The following is a 24,546-nucleotide window of genomic DNA, read 5'->3' as shown; positions in this document are numbered from 1 at the left end:
TTTGGTTCGTTTTTGGATCAAGCCAAAAATGAACAGGAAAAGAAAAAGGGTAGCCATTAGAAAAAGTCAATAAACCATCTCAAAAGGTTAAATTCCCCTATGAATTATATTGATTATATTTTATGATTCTGATAAAAGGGATTCTGTCAGCATTGTTGCAAAAAAAAAATGCAACAATACCGCCAAAATCGTGTCGTGCTTATCGTTTTGACCAAGGCTTTACAACCTTGGCTACAAAAATGACACCCCTATGGGGTTTTTGGGATTCCTTGAGTTTTACTTTTAAATTTTAGTGAACACAAAGAATTGCTAGTCTGAAATCCTTAATTTGTAAGAAAAAAAAGCCGAAGCTGTTGGTTGTATGCTCAATTGTGTGGCTAAATGGGTATATATACAAATGTTACATACCATCAAAGGACATAAATGAAGATTCCTTATGAATAGTGAAAGTTTAGAAATATCGGAAATACGAGAATTGATAAAAAGATTCAATAACGATGCGATCGTAGCGGAACTTTCAACCTATTACAGCACAAAGTCATTTTCAGAAATTCTAGGAGTGAGTAGAAAGGAAGCAGCCCATAATAATTTCTTGTCGTGGATATTTAATCCAAATGAATCTCACCAAATAGGAGATTTTGCAGTTAGGAAACTATTAAATCTCATTTTTCATCAATCAAAAAGAGATCAATTAAATCTAGCATCGAATTTTATAGATTCAATTATCGTTGAAGATTATGAACTCAAAGAAATAGAGACTTTCGCCGAAAAATCAGTTGGGAAATATGGAAGGCTAGATATTCTTATACAGGGTGAAGTTAATTACTCAGATCAAAATCAAAGTTTCAAGGTTATAATTGAAAATAAGGTTGGTTCGGTTGAACATAGCGATCAAACAAATAAATATTTCAATTATTTTGAAGGTCTCAAAGATTCAAATTGTACAAATATCTATGTATTTCTTACACCAATTTCTTCTTTAGATCTGATAGAACTCGATGAACCAGAATGTACCTGTAAAAGCTTCATTCAGATTAATTACCAACTAATTGCAGACTCGATCTTAGAACCAATTCTCAACACAAATATTTCGGGGACGACACGATATATTGTTAGAGACTATCTAAATTCACTAAGTCAACCAAGTATAAATGAGGATGATGAATATAAACAAGGGTTAATTATGGCTTTAGGAAATAAAGAAAGAGAACTTCTATCCAAATTTTGGGATAAAAATGAAAAACTGATATTGGCTTCTTTATATGCAATGACAACTGATCCAAAAGTTGAACCAGAAGTTAGGGAACAATTTAAATCAACTTTAGATCAACTTCAAGGGTCAACGAGAGATAGGTCCCTTTATAACATCTATTACGATGAAAGATTAATACATAAAGAGATTAAAAAATCAGATATTGGACGATGTACTGTAGACACTTTAGAAAAATTCAATTTGATTAATCATGAAACATTCCAACTCCTGAAGAATGATCGAACCTCAAGCTTTGATTTACTCAAACAAAAAAATGAAGTTACAGAAAATGAAGAAAAGTACCGTAAATATAGAATCAACCACAAACCTGAATTTATTTACAACGATACTGAGTATTATATAGCACGAAATTGGGGGAAAGATAATACAGAACGATTTACAAACAAGATGACTGGGCATTTTCCTAAATTACAGTTCGAAAACATAAAATAGGCCTTAAAAGTACCGGTGTGTAACATGCGACGAAGAATGAAGAACCCCTTCGTCCTTCCTCATTTTATTGCTATGACGTTAGTTTTCAAGCAAAATGAAGCGGTCACCCTAAATATATGTACCGAAATTTGTATTTTTGGGACAGATAATAAAGACATGGGACAAAATGCACCACATTATAAGCTTGAATTACTTCCTCCCCCAAGAGAAAAAGTTGAGACTATTGAAATCTTAAGACAGACAAATAGGTCAACAGCTGCCTTAGCTGAACTTAAGGGTATCGCAAAGACAATTCCCAATCAGGCAATGCTAATTAATGCAATAGTACTTCAAGAGGCAAAGGATAGCTCCGAGATTGAAAATATTATTACAACACAAGATGAGTTATATAAGGCATTAGCAGGTAAAAAAATATCCCTATCTGCTGAAATAAAAGAAGTCGTAAATTACCGTAAAGCCATATTCTCAGGATTTCATATAGCTAAAGAACAAGGGTTTATTCGAGTTAATGACATAGTTAACATACAGCAAGAATTAGTCGATAATACAGCAGGGATTAGAAGCACACCTGGAACTGTTCTCAAAAATGATAAAACAGGAGAGGTTGTATATACTCCCCCACAAGACAAGATCGAAATTTTAGAATTATTGACAAATTTCATCAATTATTATAACCAGAATGACAGTGAATTATCACCTTTAATAAACCTTGCGATACTGCATTATCAGTTTGAAAGCATTCATCCATTTTATGATGGTAACGGTAGAACCGGAAGAATTCTAAATATCCTTTTCTTGATACTTAACGACTTGATTGACGTTCCAATTTTATATTTAAGTTCCTATATAATTGAGAACAAACCAGAATACTATCGATTATTAAATAAAACCAATCATGATGGAGATTGGGAGAACTGGATAATGTTTATGCTAAAAGCGGTTGAAAATACATCGAAGCATACTATTATGAAAATAACGAGCATTAAGAGCCTGTTAGACAATACTATAATTAAAGTTCAAAAAGGATTACCAAAAATTTACAGGAAAGAACTTGTTGAATTACTTTTTGAGCAGCCGTATTCAAAAATTGATTTTGTAGTATCCAGATTGGGTGTTGAAAGAAAAGCTGCATCGAGATACTTAAAAGAATTAGAAGAAATTGGAGTTTTAAAATCTCAAAAAGTCGGGCGAGAAATACTCTATATTAATAAAGACCTGATTGATATACTTAAACAATAATGCTCGGAAACCTAAAATGCTGTAATACGGTAGCCTGGACACCACGGCATATAACAGGTTCCTTGCTCTCAAGTCTCCAGCGTTTGGACTGAAACTTTCGTAACTGGCAGAAATTCCAAGTTCCGAAGGTTGTCTATCTTAAAGCAAGGCGAACCAATGTTACAGGATTTAAATAGAACCGAGACCTACTTTGTTGAATGTAGGTCTGTGCAAAGAGGATTTTATACCGCCCTCGTCAGGGCTTGAAAAATCGCATGTCTTTTAACGATGGGCCTCACCCATCGCTGGTAGATATCACCCTTTCAGGGCTCAAAATAAAAAAAACATGTCGACATGGCGAAATATAACAGCGTTGTAACCGTGGTTTAGAAAACACTCAATAAATGACTTTGTCAACATTATTGCAGAAAAAAAACAACAATACCGCCAAAATCAGATTGTTAGCCTTTCATTTAACCAAGGCTTCACAGCCTTGGCTACAAAACTGACACCCCTATGGGGTTTTTGGGATTTGTTATGTTGATTACCATAGCGAGTAATGTTAAGGGAAAATGAATTCTAGGCTAGGTTAAATATCTAGTCTATATACCTTTAGCTGCCTAAGCTTGTTTAATTCTATTTACTTTTTTAGGCCTTATGGAAATTAGTAAAATGGATTGCTCAATGGCGTTAAAAACAAAAATCTGTTTGAGGCCTTTTCGGCCGAGTTTTTTTTGTTTAGCTAGGGAGTGATTCATTTTGCGTTAAGATTTACATACAGCCTTGATTTTTTTGGTTCGTTTTTGGATCAAGCCAAAAATGAACAGGTAGAAATTAGGATAACCATAATCGTTAGTGATTTTGTCAGTATTGTTGCGGAAAAAAAAGCAACAATACCGCCAAAATCAGGTTGTTCTCCTTTTTTTACCAAGGCTTGGCAGCCTTGGCTACAAAAATGACAACCCTACCGGGTTTTGGGGATTTGTTAATTTATGAAACTTTTAAGGCCGTAAATGACGGTAATGCCCTATGGATGGAGAACCAGCTAAAAAAAAGAGTTCCCGAAACCGAGAACTCTTTTTAAATCCTAAACTTGATTGCCTTCTTTGAAGGGAAGGGGCTTGATCAAGCATTAAAATATATCAATAACTCTTATTGAGATTCACTTTACCAGATTCTTACCCTCTCCTCCGGTACGACATACATTTGATCCCCTTCTTTGACATCAAAGGCCTGATAAAAAGCGTCAACATTGACCAATGGACCATTGGCACGATATTGTGCCGGTGAATGAGGGTCTGTTTGGATTTGGGTGCGCAAGGCCTCTTCCCTGCTTTTGGTGCGCCAAACGGTAGCCCATGAAAGGAAAAATCTTTGTGAGGGAGTGAATCCATCAATTTCTCCCGGGTTGCCGTGCTCCTCCAGATGCATTTGAAGCCCATCATAGGCCACCAGTACACCACCTAGGTCACCAATGTTTTCCCCCAAGGTAAGTTGACCTTTCACGTTCAATCCTTCAATAGGTTCATATTGATCATATTGGGCCACAAGTGCTCCTGTTCTCTCCTTAAAGCGTTCAAGATCTTCATCTTTCCACCAGTTTTCCAAGTTGCCATCCGGACTGTAGCGACTGCCTTGATCATCAAATCCATGGGATATCTCATGTCCAATTACAGCACCTATACCACCATAATTTACCGCAGCATCTGCTTTATAATTGTAAAAAGGTGGCTGAAGAATGGCCGCAGGGAATACTATTTCATTATAGGTAGGATTGTAGTAGGCATTTACCGTTTGAGGCGTCATAAACCACTCCGAGCGATCCACTTCCTTACCCAGTTTGTCCATATTTTTGCGAAATTGAAATTGGTTGGCAGCAATAATATTGGACAGGTAGGAGGTGGTCTCCCTATTGTCATCCAGCTCTAGGGCAGCATAGCTTTCCCATTTATCCGGATAGCCGATCTTTACTGTGAATGTAGCCAGCTTGTCCATTGCCTTGGCTTTGGTTTCATCACTCATCCAGTCCAGGTTTTGGATTCGATCACCCATGGCTTCCAATATATTATTGACCATCTCATTGGCTTTTTCTTTGGCTTCCTCGGGAAAGAATTCTTCGGTGTATAATTTACCTATGGCTTCTCCTACAGCTCCTTCGGCACTGCTCAGCACCCTTTTCCACCGGGCTCTCAATGCTTCTGTTCCCTGCAATTCTTTTCCGTAAAAGTCAAAATTTGCCTGGACCAATGCATGATTCATATAGGGAGATGACTTGCGCACTAAGTGCCATTTTAAGTAGTTTTGCCACATTTCAGGACTCGATTCACTGAAAACCTTTTCCAGGGCAAGCATAAAATCCGGGCTGCTGACGATAACCTCATCGGTGGCTGCACCGAATGATTCAAACATGGAAGACCAATTGAGTGAAGGAGCCTCTTCCTGAAGTTTTTCTACTGAATATTTATTGTATCTGCCTTCTGCATCTCGCATTTCGATTCTGGTCTTGCTGGCAGCCGCGAGCTTTGTTTCTATCGCCAAAACATCTTCTGCCACCTTGCGGGCTGCCGACTCCGAACTGCCTAGTAGTTGAAATACCTTGGAAATATGGGCCTCGTATTTCGCCTTGATTTCTTTGAATTTTTCGTTGCTTTCATCCACATAATAATCCCTGTCAGGCAAACCAAGCCCTCCCTGACTTAGGTATAAGGCATTTTTGTCGGAGTCTTTGGCATCAGAACTTACGTAGATATTGAAAAAGGCACTTATCCCTGCTGGGTGGACTTTCTCTATAAAAGTCTGCAGCTCTTCCGTGGATTTAATCTGATCAATCTGATCAAACCAAGGGAGTAGTGCTTCATGACCTCTTTTCTCTGCCAATAAAGAATCCATTCCAATGGTATAAAATGTCACCGCCTTGTATTGATCAGTTCCTTTAGGATACTCGGAAATATTGGCCTTGGCTGTTTCCATGACCTGCTTTACCCCGGCTATACTTTGATCTCTAAGTTCCAGAAAGCTACCCCATCTCCCTTGGTCTGCAGGTATTTCTGCCTCTGCTAACCAGGTTCCATTGACATACTGAAAAAAATCATCTTGCGCACGGGTGGAGGTGTCCATATGACTTAAGTTAATGGCTTCTACTTTTTCCTCAGTTTCTATTTGCTTTGGAGCACAGGAGAAGGCCGTGAATAGAATTAAAGCAGGAATTACGCTTGTTTGACTTAGTATTTTCATAGGGATATCAGGTTTGTGATTATATAATGTACAAAAATCAAGAAAAAATTGTTCAATACGGATTTGAATTTGTTGTGAAATATAAATTGACAACCATTTATACGGATCACATTTGCTGGTAATCCCTATTCAATAAATTTAAATCAAGCGCATTTTATAAGTGAAAAACGGAGTGTACTTACTTTAGTCTCTAATCAAAAAGCACTTTATGAATTGGTCAATGCATTTCCTATATTTAGCCAATAATCCAACCATTAAACCTAAAATTTTATGCGCCCTATACCATTTATTTGCTTTTCCCTAATGGGGTTTATTTTAATCGCCTGCAGTCAGAAATCACCGATTCAAGGGGATACTTTTGCCTACCAAAAAATGACGTTTTCATGGAATGGGCCGGAGTTGACTGAAGACAAAGCGACATTTTTAAATTATAAAATGGAGGTGCATTTTACCGACCCTGATGGTGAAAACATAGTGGTGCCGGGGTATTTTGCAGCGGATGGTGAAGCCGGTGAGAGTGGAGCTGAAAGCGGTAAGGTGTGGAGGGCCCACTTATTGCCCCTAAAACCGGGAGAATGGTCCTATCGTGTCAGCTTTTTAGAAGGTGAAAATATAGCTATCGCTACAGGAGATGCCAAAGGAAACAGTTTGGCCTTTGATGGTGAGCAAGGAACATTTACTGTAACCCCTGCAGATACAAGCCAAGCTGGCTTTTTGGGCAAAGGGAAATTACAATATATTGGGGAGCATTTTCTTCAATTCACCAATGGGGAATATTTTTTTAAAATGGGAGCCAATGCGCCGGAGGTATTGCTCCAATACAAGGAGTTTGATGGAACTGATTCTGAAAGGACTTATAAGAAACACATCGCTGATTGGGAAGAAGGTGATCTGCTTTGGCATAAAGATAAAGGGAAAGGGATAGTCGGGGTGGTCAATTACCTTAAAAAGCAAGGCATCAATTCCCATTACTTTTTGCTAATGAGTGCTTATGGCGATGGAAAGACAGCCTTTCCATGGGTTGGGCAGGATGATTATTACCAATATGATGTCTCCAAACTTGATCAGTGGCAAGGGCTTTTTGATTATATGATGCAGGAAGGGATGATGGTTCAATTTGTATTGTCTGAGCAAGAGAATCAATCCTATTTTGAATTTAAAGAAGGGGGTGATTTTGCCAACAGCCGAAAGCTTTTTTATAGAGAATTAGCTGCCAGATTTGGTTACCTTAATGCGGTAACTTGGAATATAGGAGAAGAAAACGGTTGGCAAAAAGATGAAGGCTACGGAAAATCAATTACCACCCAGCAGAGGAAACAATTCGCTGCTTACCTTAAAGAATTACTCCCTTATGATGAATTAATTGTGGTTCATAATGGTCCTTCAAATACAGATGCAATTTTCGAAGATTTGGTGGGTGATCCATCCTATACGGGGATAAGTTTTCAGGGAAATTTCCAAGACGTAACACATGGGTATGACCGGATTTTGCATTGGAGAAAAGCCTCTGCTGCTTCGGGGCATCCTTGGGTAGTTTCTTATGATGAGCCTTATACCGGCCCTGAGTATCCGGAATTGGATGTGTGGAGAAAGCATTCCCTTTGGGCTTCCTTAATGGCCGGTGCCGCAGGAACGGAAGTGTATATTGGGAAAGGCGAAGATCTAAGAATACAAGATTACCGAAAATACCAAGCCTATTATGAGCTGATGAATCATGCCAAAAACTTTTTCACCAAAAGTGAAATCCCTTTTCAAGAATTGGCCCCTCAAAAAAATGAAGCAGCAAATGCCTGGTTGCTAGCTGCCAATGATGAAGTATTTGTATATTACCTCAGAGATGGTGGGGAAGGGGAACTCAAATTGCCTGAAGGGCTGTTTGAAATTCATTGGTTTAACCCGAGAACAGGCGCCAGGTCTCAAAATGAGGCTTTAAAGCAAGTGTCGGGTGGACAAAACACCTCATTAGGAAAAGCTCCTGAAGAAATTGATTTAGACTGGGTGATCTTGGTGAAAAAGGTTAATAATAAATAAGATATTCGATCCAAAATCTCCATTATTTTACCTCGACATAAATATTGGTCCGGGTTTTTTGCAAAGGTCATGGCCAAAAATTACCAAGACCTTAAGGGGTGGCATTACCCGGGAAATAAATCGATGCGATCATTTGACCCAGTGATAACTTGGCTTTGTACGATTAGCTGAAACCTAGACTGTAGCGCATTCATATGAATATAAAAAATATAAAAAATGCCGGTTCGGCCAAACTTGGTACTTTTGGTGGGGTTTTTACTCCTTCTTTACTGACCATCTTGGGGGTTATCATGTACCTAAGGTTTGGTTGGGTTGTGGGGAATGTGGGTTTGATTGGGACCTTACTTATCGTAACCCTTTCAACTGCCATTACCTTTCTGACTTCCTTGTCAATATCGGCCATTGCTACCAATGCGCCTGTAAAAGGTGGAGGAGCCTATTTTTTAATCAGTAGGTCTTTGGGAGCAGAAATTGGTGGTGCTGTAGGGATACCCTTATACCTGGCTCAGGCTTTTTCAGTTTCCTTGTATGTCATTGGTTTTTCTGAATCTGTCGTTGCTATTTTCCCTGCCTTGGATATGAAGTGGGTAGGGATAATTACCACCTTGGTTTTAGGTGGATTGGCCTTGTTTTCCACCACAGCCACGATCAAAAGCCAGTTTTTTATCATGGGCTTGATTGCACTATCTTTATTGTCTTTGGCATTTGGTAGTCCCATGGAGGACTCAAATGTTGAACTTTGGGGAGTGCCGGCAGCGCAGTCGGTAGATTTTTGGCAGGTCTTTGCTATTTTCTTTCCGGCAGTTACCGGAATTATGGCAGGGGTAAATATGTCAGGAGATTTAAAAAACCCTTCCAAATCCATACCCAAAGGAACTTTTATGGCCATTGGTGTGGGCTATTTGATTTATATGATATTACCGGTGATATTGGCTAGCAGAGCAGATGCTTCTACACTGATCGATAATCCTCTTATTATGCAGGATATTGCCATTTGGGGTGGAGCCATTGTGCTGGGGATATGGGGAGCAACCTTGTCAAGTGCCACCGGTAGTTTATTGGGAGCACCAAGAGTATTGCAGGCCTTGGCCAATGATAAGATTTTGCCCAAATGGGCCGGTGTATTTAGTAAAGTAGGAGGGAAGGAAAAGATTCCTAGAGCGGCAACGCTCTTTACCATTGGCATCACCCTATTGACGGTGTATTTTGGTAACTTAAATCTCATTGCCCCTGTGCTCACCATGTTTTTTCTAACCACCTATGCGGTTTTAAATATTACGGCAGCCACAGAGCGGTTTTTAGGAAGTGCTTCTTTCAGACCCAAGTTTAAGGTTCATTGGGTGTTTTCACTTTTGGGTGCCCTTGGTTGTGCAGGAGTGATGATTTTGATTAATGCTTTGGCAACCCTTATGGCTTTTTCGGTGATAGGGATCATTTTTGTTTGGCTGGAAAGGAGAAAAATTGAGGCGACGTGGGGAGGCCTGGGAAGAGGAGTTTTTTCTTCTATAATAAGGTATGCTTTATTTAGGCTAGAGAAAGAGGCCAATGCCAAAAGTTGGCGCCCCAATATTCTTGTTTTGTCGGGCTCTCCCGGGAAGAGGTGGCGCTTGATTGAACTTGCCGATGATATCACCAATGGTAATGCACTGTTTACTGTGACCACCATTGTATCTGAATCCAATGTTCCTCAAGAGAAAGTCAAGGATTTTGAGGGAAGAATTATGGATTATTTGGCCAATAAAAATATACAGGCTTTGGTAAGAGTGGTCCGGGCATCTGACCCTTTTTCAGGGGCCATGCATATGGTCAATTCTTACGGTTTGGGACAGTTGGTTCCCAATACCATTTTGCTGGGAGATACCAGAGAAAACCGAAGCCTGGTGCCCTATTCAGAAATGATAAGGCATTTCTATAAATCCAGGAAAAATGTAATCATCGTTCAGGATGAAGGGAATATAGGTTTTAAGGAAAAGAAAGTGATTGACATCTGGTGGGGAGGGTTAAAGCGAAATGGAAGCTTGATGATAATTCTGGCCTACCTTTTGAAAAACAGCAGGGAATGGCAACAAGCTTCTGTAAATGTGAAGATGGTCGTTCCAAATAAAGAGGCCTATGCAGGAGCAAAAGATAATTTGGATAAAATTTTTGAAGGGATGCGTACAGGTTTCGACTATCAGATATTGACAGCTGAGGGCCGGAATTTTTGGGATATAATGGCTGAAGAGTCGAAAAACAGTGATATGATCATGATGGGCTTGGCAGTGCCTGAAGAAGAGGGAGCTTTTGAGGATTACTATGTCAAATTGAAGGAACGAACCAAATCTTTGCCTACCAAGGTTTTTGTTCTGGCTGCACAAGAGGTGGAGTTTGATAAGGTTTTGATTTAGTTTCTTGGTTTAATACTATATCAAGGTTGTATTTTAGAATGGTTTCGAAATAAATTCCCCTCCCTTGGAATAAGGGGTATTTGTGCTTAGTGGACTGGGGATTTTCGTAACTGATTTAAAGTTTCTCAGCGGGTTTCGCTGATTGGAAATTAGCCTCTACGAATTTTTAATGGTAAAATAATCCCTCACAGCTTGTTGCCGGATCTATTTGATCCAACTGAAATAGACAAATACTAAGGAAAATAAAAAAAGGAAACCAATTCCAGCAATGGAGAGCCAACGCATCCAATTTCCCGGTTGTTGTGCTTTAGTTAGATGTTGGCTAAATATCAATTTGTAATTGAGGATGGCAATGATAGGAGCAATTAGGAAAGATATGGTTGTGGCCAATCCTATTAATTGATTAAAAGATGCCATAAAAAAACCGATTACCAGAATTCCCCCAAGGGTTATCAAGGTCAACCACAAAAGATAGTCCGCATTTTTTTCTTGCCGATTATTCATTACTGCGATTACTCTAGCGGTGGAGCGAGCGTAGCCATCCATGGCTCCAATGCAGGTGCCTAACATAATGGAAAAACCTGCAGCAGCGATGATCATATATGCCCAGGAGCCCAATTGAGTGGCATATAAATTTACCACTCCTGTGGCAAAAGAAACGTTATTGTCCGGTAGTGTGTCTCCCGTATTGAAAAGCAAAAATGCTCCTAGCACTACAAAGCATATGGAAAGTGCAGAAGATATCCAATAGCTAAAATTGAATTCAAAAACAGATTCTTTAACGGTAGGAGCGTAGCCACTTTGCTTTCTTCGAGCGATGGTCCATAGGCTATTCCATGTTGATGCGTCTATGGCTGTGGGCATCCAGCCCATTAAGCCAATAACGAATGGCAAAGATTGAGGTGTCAATTCGGTGAAGATGGAATAATCTTCTATAGGAACTTTGGGGCCATTAAAAAGAGCAATAAAGAAAGCCAAAAGTGTGCTCAAAAACATAAAGCTTCCGATGACTTTTATACCTGAATCGAGCAGAGAATACTTTCCCAAAGCAAGAAAAAGAAAAGAGATCAGCAGCAATAGGATAGAAGGGACAAAGAAATAGCTTGGTGACAGTTCTATATTAAATAAGTTTTGTAAAAAACCTGCTGCCACAAAGGTAACGGCGGCATTAACGAAAAACATGGAAAGCAAGTTTATGCCTAGAAACAAGCGAGAAAACCAAGGACTGATTTTTTGGTATCCATCGATCAGGGACTCACCTGTGGCTGTTGCATACCTGGAGCCAAATTCGAAAAACGGCCACTTGAAGAGGTTCGCTGCAATTATGAACCCCACCAAACCAAAGCCGTATTCAGCTCCTGCTCTGGTGCTTTGCACCAAGTGAGATACACCAATGGCTGTGCTGGCAAAGAGAATGCCGGGGCCGAGGGTTTGTAAAAATCGTTTAATATTCAATTGGTGTTCAGTAGCTTATTCCCAGGCTACGCCTAATTTATCACCCAGTGAACGTAGATCTTCTACCACAGCTGATAATAAAGGTATCCCATTGACTTTTCTTTCTTGTTCTAATTCCCTTTCAGGATCTCCCGGGATCAATACTTTCTCTTGACCATCCACCGGTGTAGCTTCTCGGAACCGGCTGATCCAGTTGTCCATATGTTGTTTGAAATCATCAGCAGGCCTGAAGGCATCCACACGCATTGCACCAAAGAAATGGCCCAAACCTTCTCCAACTGGATTAGGGTGAGGATCCAAAAATGCAACGAAGGGGGGAACCCAAGGGCCGTAATTGGCACCTGAAAGTACTGCAGAAAAGATATCTACTACCGCTCCCAATCCATAGCCTTTCTGAGAACCATGTTCTCTATCACCACCAAGGGGCAAAAGGGCACCCCCTTCTTTCACCCCTAAAGGATCCCTAGTCGATTGCCCATGCTTGTCTTGGATCCATCCTTCAGGAGCTTGTTCTTTTTTCCTTTGTAAGATTTCCAGTTTGCCATTGGCGGCAGTAGTTGTTGCCATGTCCAAAACAAATGGGGGTTGCTCATTGGCAGGAATGGCTACCGATATGGGATTGGTTCCCAAAAGACGCTCTTTCGAAAAGGTAGGGCTTACCAAGGGACTAGCATTCGTTAGTGAAATGCCGATCATGTCGTGTTGCAAAGCTTCCATTGCATGCACACCCGCAATGCCGTAATGATTGGAGTTTTTTACAGATACCCATCCGGTTCCGGCTGTTTTGGCTTTTTCTATGGCCACTTTCATGGCAAAGGGGGCAACCACCAAACCTAAACCTGCATCACCATCCACCACAGCCGTACTTGGGGTCTCGTGTACTACCCTAATATTAGGTGTAGGGTTGATTCGTCCTGCTTCCCAAAGTCTAACATATCCTGACAATCGGGCAACTCCATGGGAGTCCACTCCTCTTAAGTCTGCGGACAACAAGACGGAGGCGGCAGTTTTTGCATCAGCTTTGGAGCATCCTATTTTTTGTAATACGGCAATGGTAAATTTTTCTAATTGTTGGTGGGTGAAATTCATTATTGTACGAGAAATTGGGTGATCGATGGTGCAAAAATGCAAAAAGTTAAGCCTTAATGGAAGAACTTCCTTGATTTATTGGGTAGGCGAAAGGCTGGTACTTTTTATTTCTCCGGTTTTGATCATTGCTTCCGAGACAGCACCTTCTTTCAATGAGTAAGTTGAACAAATCAATTGATTCGTTGGAATAAATTGTGTGATGAAACGAATCAGGCAGGAAGCCACCACAATCATATCTACCCTCATGGGGATCATGCCGGGGATTTTTAGTCGCTTAGCCTTGTCAAGTAGCAGGAGGTCTGAAGCAATGATTTCAAAGGATGAAACAGGTAATATATGACGAATAGTTTTTCTGTCTTTTTTCTTTCCTTCCGAAGCTAGGTACATGTCCGTCAAAGTATCAAAGGTACCGGAAGCTCCTATTAGTTGTTTGGGAGCATGTGTTTTAATGGCTTCTATAAGAGGAGCTAACTTTTCTGATAGGTAGATGGATAGTTTTTCTACCTCTTCAGGGAGAATTGGATCATGGTAATGAAACAAGTCCAATAACCTTTGGCCACCTATTTCAAAACTGCCTTTCCAATGAATTTCATGGGTATTCCCAATAATAAATTCAACAGAACCTCCACCAATATCCATCATCAGGGCATTTTCTGCGTTTAGACAAGCACTTAACCGGATACCTTTGTAAATCAACTCAGCCTCCCGCTCTCCGTCTATGATTTGTGCATCTATTCCGGTTTGTTGTTTAATTTTCCGGATAAAAGAAAAACCATTGTCAGCATTCCTTACCGCACTGGTGGCAAAAGCGAAAATTTGGGAGATGCCTTCCCCTATAATGAGGTTGTGAAAATGCTCAAGGGTGTGCAATCCGCGTTTTTCAGCTTCCGGAAGAATGATGTTTTGATTGATGCCTCCTTGACCGATTTTCACAGGAACCTTTTCTTGGTAGATTACCTCAAATCCATCGTTGTCAAATGCTATCATTAGCAGATGAAAGGTATTGGTGCCCATGTCGATGACTGCCGCCTTTTTTTTCATAAAACCTGGCTTTCAAAAGTTTGTGCGAATATATAAAGTTTCTTGAAAAATTATTCATGCTCGGGATTTTATATTCAAAAAAATGATGTTAAAAACTATTCAGAGAAACTTCAAATTATAATAATCAAAATTATTAGGTGTTTAATTATAGATCTTGCTCCTGTTTTTGGAGGCTTTGCGGTACATTTTCGCTAGAAAAGAATGGTATCCATAGTGATAGTTTCAGTGAATTTTTTTCTGAAATACTGAGGTAATAACAACATTTGGATTACCCTACCCAAGATTTTTTATAGAATATAGAAATACAGGCACAACATTTGTTTAAGTAGTTAAAATATTTTCTAAACAGCATTAACTCCATGAAAAACCAAATTTTAATTTTCTTACTATTCACAGGAATATCCATAATGGGGCTTTCTTCTTGTGCGACGATACCTCAAGGGGCCGAAGCAGTACAACCCTTTGAGAAGGGAAAATATTTAGGTAAATGGTATGAGATTGCTAGGATGGATTTCAAGTTTGAAAAAAACTTAAACAATACAACAGCCACCTATTCCATCAATGATAATGGTACGATTAAGGTGGATAACAGAGGTTATAATACAAAAAAAGAAGAATGGACTCAAGCCATAGGAAAGGCCAAATTTGTGGAGGATGAGGATGTGGCGAAGCTTAAGGTGTCGTTTTTCGGACCATTTTATTCCGGATATAATGTGATAGCGATTGACAAAGACTACCAATATGCTTTGGTTGCCGGGAAAAGTCTAAAATATTTATGGATACTTTCAAGGGAGACGGATATACCTATGGATGTCAAGAACAAGTACCTGAAGAAGGCTGAGGATATAGGCTATGATACTTCAGCGCTCCTTTGGATAAGCCATGGCAAAATAAAATAAATTCTATTTTAAGTAGTTTGGCCTTTGCTGTATAGGAAACAAAGCATATATATGGGGCTGAATCGTTGGGGTAAGAAATAGGCGCTATGAATGGTAAGGCTTTGCTTAATATTAAATGTGCCGAGATTAAGTTTAATTTTATAGTAAAATAAAATATTGAGTTTTCTCAACTGATTGACTTGATGTTGTGTCAAATAGTTTAAAACAATTTTTTATATAATAGGTTAATTGGTAGGTTCCTTAATGATAAGGCTATAGTAAGCTTCAACCTAATTGGAGTAAGATGATTTAGATTGATTAGATAACTGAATTTAGAATATTATGGAAATTAATAAGTATTACGATATCCTTACTCAAAAATTAGTTGGATGGTTAGAGCTTATGGTTAAAATGTTGCCAAATTTTGTGGTAGCAGTTTTGGTTCTTATCGCATTTGTGTTAGTCGCCAGGTTAGTCAAAAATATAAGCGATAGATTTCTGAATAAGGCAATAAAGAATAATTCGCTTTCTTCCATAATATCAAAAGTCATCTATATTATTGTAATCACAATAGGAGTTTTTACCGCCTTAAGTTTTCTTAACCTTGACAAGACGGTTTCTTCCTTGCTTGCCGGGGCAGGTATTATTGGTTTGGCTTTAGGTTTTGCTTTTCAGGACATTGCTACCAATTTTATTGCCGGCTTCTTCATGGCCATAAAGCGCCCATTTAAAATTGGACAGGTTATTCATTGTGAAGGATACAGTGGTATTATTAAACATATTGGCATACGAACCACAGAGCTGACCTCATTCCAAGGGCAGGAGGTTATTATTCCTAACAAGATGTTGTTTCAGAACCCTTTGGTAAACGATTCCGAGAACACTTATAAAAGAATAGATTTAAATGTTGGCGTATCCTATGGGGAGGATTTGGAGCGGGTGAGAGATATTGCTATTGGGGCAGTAGAAAACATTCCCAATATTAATAAAAATAAAGACATTGACCTTGTTTATTTGGCCTTTGGAAGTAGCTCTATTGATTTTAGAATAATGATTTGGGTGGCCTTTAAAAGTCAATTGGAGTTTCTGAAGAGTCAAAGTGAAGCTATTATTGCCATTAAAAAAGCATTTGATAAGGAAGATATCATGATTCCATTCCCAATCCGTACCCTGGACTTTGGTATCAAAGGTGGTGAAAAATTGAATGAAGTTTTTCCCCAAGAAAAAATTCAAGCCAATATAAGTGATCAGCGCCAAGATAAGCCGAAAGGAGAGCAATAGGAATAGTTGGAACTAAGGTTTTCACTTAGGTCCGTGTACTGGAGTAATTGTTTAATGTTGCTTTACCGTTCTAAGGATTTCAATTATCATTTATGGGGAGGCTAAATTTATTTTAGCCTTTTTTCATAATTAATGTCACCGGATTGGTGGATTTTTCGAACTGCCTTGAGTTTTTTTTTGTATGGGTTTTTAATCTGAAGGCTAAACTACAGGGTTGATCTAGTTTAGACTTTTCACCTACTAAAATACATCTCTATAAAACTAATGATTTCAGGTTGTTGGTTCGCCTTTAAATTCATTGGGTAATTTTTATATTTTTTAACATTTGAATAGTTGCATATGCAATCATCCTACTTATATTTGCTCCAAAATTGATAGAAATGGATAAGGATTGTAAGCCCTATATTAATGAATATGGTATTTTACCCTGGTTAGGAAAGACGATGAAGTGGGTAGATATTTTCATTAATACTAACCTAAAAGAAGCCGGTGTTGATTTGACAAAAAAGCAGATGCTTGTATTGAAAGCATTGTCTATGAGGGGGCCTTTACCTCAGAATGATTTGGCGTTTATTACAGAAAGAGACAAAGCTTCATTGGCCAGATTTATTAATACTTTGGAAAAGAAAAATCTTGTAGCGAGAATCCCTTCTGCAACGGATAAGCGAATTAATTTGGTTCATTTGACCAAACACGGGGAGCTGGTGTTTCAGAATACTGTTCCGATCTTTAGAAAACTGGTATTACAAATCCAGGAAAATATACCGGCGGAGGAGCTTGAACAAACGGCAAGAACTTTAGATAAAATTAAAAAAAATATTGAGAATCTAAAAAGTGGTTGCAATAGCAACTAGTGTATATGAAAAGAAAACTAATCATTATTGGCGTAAGTATTGCGGTTTTGTTTGGCGGGTTTACCTTGTCTAATATTCTTAAAGAAAGCAAAAAGCCACCATTAAAAAATAAAGGAATTTCCACAGCTACCGTGTTTGCTGAAACCATTAAAAATTCCACTATACCCTTAGACTTTACAGCTACCGGAAGTTTGGAGGCCAAGAATAGGGTTGAGCTTTACGCAGAAGTGCAAGGCGTGATGACATCTCCTATAGGTAGTTTTAAGGAGGGGGCTTTCTACAAAAAAGGAAAACCTTTGGTTGCTATAGAATCGGATGTTTACCGTGCCAGTTTGATGTCTCAGAAAAGTAGTCTTCAGAATTTGGTGACTTCAGCACTTGCTGATCTCCGTTTAGACTACTCCACGTCTTTTGAAAAATGGAATGATTTCCTAGGTCAAATCGATGTAAATAAACCCTTGCCATCACTTCCGGAACCTGAATCCAATCAGGAAAAGATGTTTATTACCGGTCGGACTATTTATTCTACCTATTACAATGTCAGGAATATGGAGTTGACATTGGCCAAATACAATATTATGGCACCTTTTGATGGGGTATTGGTGGAAGCTTTGGTAACCCCGGGCTCTTTGATTAGGCCCGGACAAAAGTTGGGAGAATTTATTCAGCCTACAGTTTTTGAAATTGAAGCACCTGTGAGTGCTAGCATGATTGATTTTTTAGAGATTGGTCAAAAGGTAACCGTTACCTCTACAAATAATGATTCAAAAAAATGGGTTGGAGAAATTGTAAGAATCAACAGATTGGTTAACAGTGAAACCCAAACTACCAACGTATTTGTACAAGTCACTGGAAAAGGCTTGGAAGAAGGCATGTATGTGAAAACAAATATCATGGCCACGGAGGTGGAAAATGCATATGAATTGAGCAGAAGTGTGGTATTTGATAAGAATCAAGTATTTGTGGTTGAGGATTCAATACTCGTTCAGAAGACAATTGAACCTTTGTTTTATAAGGAAAAGTCTGTGGTGATAAGCGGGTTAAAAGATGGTGAGAAGGTGCTTTCAAAGTTGCCTACGGGAGCTTACCCCGGCATGAAAGTAAGTATCTACGAGGAGCAATAACGGTGATTTCTGTTTTGCATTTTTCATACAGTTTTTCACCATTCACTAGATAAATAATGAAATCGATTATAACACATTTTATAAAATTCCCTGTGGCAGTGAATGTCATTATCCTGGCGGTAGTGGTGCTCGGTACATTTGGGATGTTATCCTTAAAATCCAGCTTCTTTCCTTTGCAGGATTCTAAGTTTATAGACATTACTATCAATTATCCCGGAGCATCTCCACAAGAAATGGAAGAAGGGGTAGTGCTAAAAATTGAAGACAATTTACGCGGGATAGTAGGAATAGACCGTTTTACTTCAGCTTCCTCGGAAAATACGGCAAGCATTTCTATAGAGGCGATCAAAGGTTATGATATAGATATTTTATTGGCCGATGTAAAAAATGCTGTTGATAAAGTACCTTCTTTTCCGGCAGAGATGGAGCCACCAGTAGTCGCCAAAAATGAAAATTTAAATGTCTCTATTGAATTGGCATTAAGTGGGGAGAACATCCCTTTGAAAACCCTTAAAACCATCGGAAGAGAGATAGAGAATGACTTGCGAGGTATAGATGGAATATCTCAGTTGACAATTGCCGGCTACCCTGATGAAGAAATTACGGTTTCGGTAAATGAGGAAGTTTTGCGTTCCTATAATTTGACATTTAGTGATGTTGCCAATGCTGTGGCCAATAACAATATTTTGGTAACCGGTGGTGCGATTAAAACCGAAGCAGAGGATTATTTGATACGAGTAAATAATCGATCCTATTACGGCAAGGAACTCAATAATATCATTCTAAAAACCGAAGAAAATGGCGCTATAGTTACTTTAGAAGATGTGGCAGTAACAGAGGATGTCTGGTCTGAAACCCCTGATAGAGGTTATTTTAATAATCAACCTTCCATTTCATTTACGATTAGTACAACCAACAATGAAGATTTAATTGAGGCAGCGGAAAAGGCGACCATTTATGCCAATGAATTCAATGAAACACACAACAATATTCAGCTAAGTATTACCAATGACAGGTCTCAAATAGTTGTAGAACGTACGGAGCTTTTATTAGTAAATGGTATCCAAGGGATTGCCTTGGTGTTGTTTTTTCTTTCCTTGTTTTTGCGTCCAAGGTTGGCAGCTTGGGTGGCCTTCGGTATCCCTGTTTCTTTTATGGGAATGTTTATGATGGCCTCTTATTTCGACATTACCATAAATGTACTTTCTCTATTTGGGATGATAATAGTGATAGGGATCTTGGTTGATGATGGAATTGTGATTGCTGAGAATATTTTCTACCACCATGAACAGGGGAAATCCCGCGTTCAGGCAGCCATAGATGGGACAATGGAGGTTTTACCGGCCATTACTTCAGCCATTCTCACCACGCTGGTGGCCTTTTCTACGTTCTTTTACTTGGATGGCCGATTAGGGGAGTTTTTTGGAGAGGTATCTATAGTGGTTATATTAACGCTTGCCTTCTCCCTATTTGAAGCATTGGTTATTCTCCCTGCGCATGTGGCACATTCAAAAGCACTTTCTAATGATCAGAAAGAGTATTGGTTTAATACTAAAGCGACTACATTCTTGAATTTTCTTCGAAATAAGTTCTATAGTCCCGTGCTACATTTCTGTATGGAAAACAAAGTGTTGGGCTTTTCGATTCTTATTGCCTTGTTTGTGATCACTACAGGAGCCATCCAAGGGGGAATTATTAGGACTACTTTTTTTCCCGTGATCGCTTCAGACCAGGTTAATGTTACTTTAAAAATGCCGCAAGGGATTAATCCTAGTGTGACAGATTCCATCATTACACAAATTGAGAATGTGGCCATCGAAGTTAATAAGGAATACACGGCAAAGCAGTCAGGTGGTGCCCAGGTGTTTCAAAGTATTATTAAGAGAATTGGTCCGGGTACAGCCAATGCATCTTTAAAAATCAATCTGCTACCGGGTGAAGATCGTGATTTTACGGCTTCAGAAATAGCCGGATCCATTGCTCAGGCAGCAGGTGAGCACCCTTCTGCGGAGAGTTTAACCTTTGATGCCGGCTCAAGTTTTGGCGGTAAACCTGTTTCTGTATCATTGTTAAGTTACAATATAGAGGAGCTAAAAGCAGCCAAATTAGAGCTTAAAGAAAAAATCAAAGAAAACAGTCTGTTGCGTGATATTAGTGATAATGATCCTGCAGGCATTAATGAAATTAATATTGAATTAAAAGACAAGGCTTACGTTTTGGGTTTTACTCTAAATGATGTGATAGGGCAGGTTCGTGCAGGCTTCAATGGATTACAGGTACAAAGATTTCAGCGTGGTCAGGATGAAATAATTGTTTGGGTGCGTTATGAAAGAGAAGGACGTTCTTCTATTTTGAATTTGGACAATATGCATATAGTAAGTGCCTCCGGTAATCGTGTTCCTTTAAGTGAAATTGCGACCTATTATATCGCTCGGGGAGAAATCACAATCAACCATCTGGACGGTAAACGCGAGATAAAAGTAGAAGCCGACTTAAAAGATCCAAAAGATAGTTCTTCAGATATAATTACTGATATAAGGGAGAATGTGATGCCGGAAATTATGGCAAAATACCCAACTGTTTCTGCCTTGTATGAGGGTCAAAATCGTGAGGCAGGAAAGGTGACTGCATCTGCCAGTAAGGTTTTTCCTATTATCATCTTTTTGATACTGGTCATCATCGCTTTTACCTTCCGTTCCTATATGCAGCCGATATTGCTATTGGTTATGATTCCGTTTAGTTTGATAGGTGTGGCTTGGGGGCATTGGTTGCATGATTTCCCTATTAATATGTTGTCATTGCTAGGTATTATTGCCCTTATAGGTATAGTGGTAAATGACGGCTTGGTACTCATAAGTAAGTTTAACAACTTCTTGCAAGATGGTTTAGATTTTGATGAGGCTTTAATTCAAGCAGGTAAATCAAGATTTCGAGCCATTTTCCTTACCTCTGTGACAACAATTGCCGGTCTGTCACCTTTGATCTTGGAAAAAAGCAGGCAAGCGCAATTTCTAATCCCAATGGCCATTGCCATTGCTTATGGAATAGCCATTGCTACGGTGCTTACCTTGATTATGCTACCGATGTTGTTGTCTGTAGGCAATGCATTGAAAGTGTATTCAATTTGGCTTTGGGAAGGAATTAAGCCATCTAAAGAATCGGTGGAGCCTGCAGTGGAGGAGCTGCATGAAAATGAAGAATCAACGCAGAATGCTTAACAAAATGAGAGTAAAAATAAAAAATATCCAAATGGAGTCGCGTCATTCTCAATTATTTACATTGATTGCTGGGTTGGTTTTATTTGCCACTAGCTTGGTGGCCAATGGTCAGGAAATGCTTTCACGTGAAGATGCAATGAATCTTACGCTGAAATACAATTATGACATTAAGGTGGCAGAAAAAGACCTAGAGGTAGCCAATAACAATCAAAGCATTTTGAACAGTGGTTATTTACCTTCGATAGTGGCCAATGGGAATTTGGGAGTTTCAGGATATCAAGGAGAAAACCAAACAGACAATGGGGATTTTAGTTATGACCCAACAGAGGCCTACAATTACAGCGGGTCCGTCAATTTAAACTACGTGTTGTTTGATGGGTTTGGCAGGATGTACAATTACAAACAGTTGAAAGAGTTGTACAATATTTCCGAATTGCAGGCAAGACAAATTATAGAGAATACGGTTTTAGAACTGTCTAATGCTTACTTTTTAATGGCCCAATTGACGGAGAGTGTAAGCATTCTAAAAAATGCTTTGAGTATTTCCACCACCAGAATGCAACGTGCGGCCTATAGTTTTGAATATGGACAAACCAATCAAATTGACTTATTGAATGCGCAAGTTGATGTAAACAACGACAGCATTAATTTGCTCAACACTACTCAGGAATTGGAGAATGCCAGAAGGAATCTAAATCTGATAATGGGACGTGAAATTGAAACCGAATTTGTGGTAGATACAACCGTTTCCTTCTCCATGCCTGGAACTAAAGATGAGCTGGTTAGTCAAGCCTATCTGCGAAATGTATTGATTGAGCAAACCAATAGCCAATTGAGAAATAGTGAATTCGCTTTAAAAGCAAGCCAATCAGGGTGGTTTCCTGCAGTTTCATTAAATGCCGGGTACAATTATGCCGGGAATAGGAATCCTGCAGGTGCTTTTGTAACCGGAAGTTATAATTACGGGCCACAGGCCGGATTTACATTGAGCTGGAATATTTTTGACGGAGGAGCGACAAGGGTAAGAAATAAAAATGCAAGAGTAGAGATCGAGCGCCAGCAAGTTTTAAAGGAGCAAACTGAATATTCTGTGAAAAGGGATGTGCTCAATGCTTATTCGGCCTATCAAAATTCATTGTTTGTTTTTAATGCAGAAAAGGCAAATCTTGAAACGGCTTTGAAAAACTTTGAACGCAGTGACGATTTGTACAAGCAAGGGCAAATTAATTCAATTGAATTTAGACAAGCACAATTGAATTTAAGGAATGCACAGAATAATTTCAGCATTGCAAAATACAATGCCAAATATGAGGAGCTAAAGTTAAAGCAATTGGCAGGAATACTCCTAGAGGATTGATAGAACTAGTTTTTATCGGATTATGCAATAGGAAGCGTGGTGAGTGTTACAGTTGAAAGTAAATTAAGCTATCTGGAAAATTTGAATTAGCATCGCAATGGTGAAATTTGAAACAGCAAGGAAGAGACTGACATGAGAAATGGCGAATGAAAAAAGCGGTTCTATTTCAGAACCGCTTTTTTTTATACCCTATTTAAATTTTATAAGGGCTTTAGCTGAGGTGAAATGGCTATTCTATGTCCCACCATAAATAAGTATCACTACTGTCACCACCAATGGCATCACCGGCCGCTGAGCGGTTGGTTCCATTGAGCGTCTGTTCATTGATGGGGTAAATTACCCTTTTAGGAATTACCAGATCACTTGTTCCTTCTATCGCCGGTGGTTGTAAATCCGGGGCATCCAATCTTCTCCATTCAAGCCAGGCATCATAACCTCGATTGTATAAGGCGATCCATTTTTGGTTGCCAATTTTATCCCGCCAATCACCTGAGGCAGATGAATAATTAACTTGAGGTTGGGCGAGGTAAGTATTGGTTTGTTCCTCGGTTCCTCCCCAGTAGGCTATCGAAGCAGCAATTGCTTCGTTATAGTGTTCCTCAGCAGTTCCTGCTACATTATAGCCTCGCTCAACGGCTTCTGCAAGTAAGAATCTCACCTCCGAATAGTCCAATAATAGCGCCTCAAAAGTAGGGTCTGTAACTGTGGGGTTAATGGTTGAAAAATCTGAATAAGAATTTGAAAAACCATAAATCCCACCTATAAATTCACCGTCCACCTGAGTAAAGTAAAAGGTTCTCCTAGGGTCATTTAATTCATTCATAGCATCTACCAAGGTGTTTGCAACCACGTAATCTTGTCTAGAAGTAAACAAGGGGTTGATTTCCTCAGAAACAGGGTTATTATTGGGTGGTGCACTTAAATAAGGGAAAGCACCATTGTACATATTGTCTGTAAAGACATTGGTCGCCGCAGCTTCTACAGTACTTTGCGCCAAACTAGGATTTACATCGGCAATGACCATACCCAATTTTAATTTTAGAGAGTTGCCAAACTTTTCCCACATATCCATATCTCCTTCATAAATAATGTCTCCTTCGTCAAACCCGATTTCATCCGGGTCAATGCGATTAAGAGCTGCATCCAGACTGGTCAAAATTTGTGAATAAACGGTTTCTGCATCGTCGTAAGAAGGCAGGGAATTTTCCGCGTTTAAAGCTTCAGAATAGGGGACATCGCCAAAAGTATTCAACAATACGGACCAAGCATAAACCTCCATTATTTCTATTTGAGCAATTTGATTGCCTTTTACGACATCTGAAGTGAACTCATCTGCTTCCACCAGCCTTTTAGATTCTCCTAGATCTGCTAAAACATCCCTATATAAAGCTTGCCATATATTTTGCGGAATAAGCCGTGTGGTCATATTGTACCTGGGCTCATCCAAATATTGAGTAGTTGTCCAATGCTGTACATAAAACCTGAAATTATTGACGTTTACATCCGGAGTGGTAACCACATCAGTTAGTTCTTTTACTGCTCCTGTAAACAATGTAGCAGGTGGAACCTCTTCGGCACTTTTTTGATCCACATTATAATCCTCTAAATTATCTACACATGATGCCATTAGGATCATGGAGAATATACTTATAAATATCTTTTTCATCTTCTCAG

The 24,546-nt window shown here is 39.2% G+C and carries 15 protein-coding genes; 10 read left to right on the top strand and 5 right to left on the bottom strand.

Annotation, left to right across the window (positions count from 1 at the left end; genetic code table 11):
- The first annotated feature begins 436 nt into the window (after positions 1–436).
- Together Q4534_RS19440 and Q4534_RS19435 are read left to right on the top strand one after the other, a co-directional pair.
- On the top strand, positions 437–1,705 hold the full coding sequence (locus tag Q4534_RS19440; RefSeq protein WP_303614817.1) for a PD-(D/E)XK nuclease family protein: 1,269 nt from the start codon (positions 437–439) through the stop codon (positions 1,703–1,705).
- Between the two features lie 156 nt (positions 1,706–1,861).
- On the top strand, positions 1,862–2,944 hold the full coding sequence (locus Q4534_RS19435; protein WP_303614816.1) for a Fic family protein: 1,083 nt from the start codon (positions 1,862–1,864) through the stop codon (positions 2,942–2,944).
- A 1,146-nt stretch (positions 2,945–4,090) separates the two neighbouring features.
- Here the strand turns inward: Q4534_RS19435 and Q4534_RS19430 are convergent.
- Positions 4,091–6,157: a M13 family metallopeptidase gene (locus tag Q4534_RS19430; protein ID WP_303614815.1), complete on the bottom strand. Its 2,067-nt coding sequence runs from the start codon at positions 6,155–6,157 to the stop codon at positions 4,091–4,093.
- A 270-nt stretch (positions 6,158–6,427) separates the two neighbouring features.
- Between Q4534_RS19430 and Q4534_RS19425 the strand changes: the two genes are divergently transcribed.
- Both Q4534_RS19425 and Q4534_RS19420 read left to right on the top strand, forming a co-directional pair.
- Positions 6,428–8,188 (top strand): DUF5060 domain-containing protein, encoded by a 1,761-nt coding sequence (locus Q4534_RS19425; RefSeq protein ID WP_303614814.1) that lies wholly within the window; start codon positions 6,428–6,430, stop codon positions 8,186–8,188.
- A 194-nt stretch (positions 8,189–8,382) separates the two neighbouring features.
- Positions 8,383–10,575 (top strand): Na-K-Cl cotransporter, encoded by a 2,193-nt coding sequence (locus Q4534_RS19420; RefSeq protein ID WP_303614813.1) that lies wholly within the window; start codon positions 8,383–8,385, stop codon positions 10,573–10,575.
- 204 nt (positions 10,576–10,779) lie between these two features.
- Here the strand turns inward: Q4534_RS19420 and Q4534_RS19415 are convergent, their stop codons facing one another.
- From Q4534_RS19415 to Q4534_RS19405, 3 genes are all read right to left on the bottom strand, one after another.
- Positions 10,780–12,030, bottom strand: a complete 1,251-nt coding sequence (locus Q4534_RS19415) for an NRAMP family divalent metal transporter (protein WP_303614812.1) — start codon at positions 12,028–12,030, stop codon at positions 10,780–10,782.
- A gap of 15 nt (positions 12,031–12,045) precedes the next feature.
- Positions 12,046–13,119 (bottom strand): Ldh family oxidoreductase, encoded by a 1,074-nt coding sequence (locus tag Q4534_RS19410; RefSeq protein WP_303614811.1) that lies wholly within the window; start codon positions 13,117–13,119, stop codon positions 12,046–12,048.
- Positions 13,120–13,194: 75 nt separating this feature from the next.
- A complete protein-coding gene (locus Q4534_RS19405) occupies positions 13,195–14,160 on the bottom strand; it encodes an exopolyphosphatase (protein ID WP_303614810.1) in 966 nt (321 codons plus the stop codon).
- A gap of 359 nt (positions 14,161–14,519) precedes the next feature.
- On the opposite strand from Q4534_RS19405, the gene Q4534_RS19400 reads away from it, so the two are divergent.
- From Q4534_RS19400 to Q4534_RS19375, 6 genes are all read left to right on the top strand, one after another.
- Positions 14,520–15,059: a lipocalin family protein gene (locus Q4534_RS19400; protein ID WP_303614809.1), complete on the top strand. Its 540-nt coding sequence runs from the start codon at positions 14,520–14,522 to the stop codon at positions 15,057–15,059.
- A gap of 321 nt (positions 15,060–15,380) precedes the next feature.
- Positions 15,381–16,319, top strand: a complete 939-nt coding sequence (locus Q4534_RS19395; protein WP_303614808.1) for a mechanosensitive ion channel family protein — start codon at positions 15,381–15,383, stop codon at positions 16,317–16,319.
- 380 nt (positions 16,320–16,699) lie between these two features.
- Positions 16,700–17,173: a MarR family winged helix-turn-helix transcriptional regulator gene (locus Q4534_RS19390; protein WP_303614807.1), complete on the top strand. Its 474-nt coding sequence runs from the start codon at positions 16,700–16,702 to the stop codon at positions 17,171–17,173.
- Between the two features lie 5 nt (positions 17,174–17,178).
- Entirely contained in the window at positions 17,179–18,297 is a 1,119-nt protein-coding gene (locus Q4534_RS19385) for an efflux RND transporter periplasmic adaptor subunit (protein WP_303614806.1), read from the top strand.
- A 56-nt stretch (positions 18,298–18,353) separates the two neighbouring features.
- Complete coding sequence (locus Q4534_RS19380; RefSeq protein ID WP_303614805.1) at positions 18,354–21,515, top strand: efflux RND transporter permease subunit; 3,162 nt, start codon at positions 18,354–18,356, stop codon at positions 21,513–21,515.
- A gap of 4 nt (positions 21,516–21,519) precedes the next feature.
- Positions 21,520–22,872, top strand: coding sequence for a TolC family protein (locus Q4534_RS19375; RefSeq protein ID WP_303614804.1), 1,353 nt, complete (start codon positions 21,520–21,522; stop codon positions 22,870–22,872).
- Between the two features lie 229 nt (positions 22,873–23,101).
- On the opposite strand, the gene Q4534_RS19370 is transcribed toward Q4534_RS19375, so the two are convergent.
- Positions 23,102–24,538, bottom strand: a complete 1,437-nt coding sequence (locus Q4534_RS19370; RefSeq protein WP_303614803.1) for a SusD/RagB family nutrient-binding outer membrane lipoprotein — start codon at positions 24,536–24,538, stop codon at positions 23,102–23,104.
- Positions 24,539–24,546: the final 8 nt, after the last annotated feature.

The organism is Cyclobacterium sp. 1_MG-2023, from assembly GCF_030546805.1.
GTDB lineage: Bacteria > Bacteroidota > Bacteroidia > Cytophagales > Cyclobacteriaceae > Cyclobacterium.
This window is presented reverse-complemented; position numbering and strand designations above follow the sequence as displayed.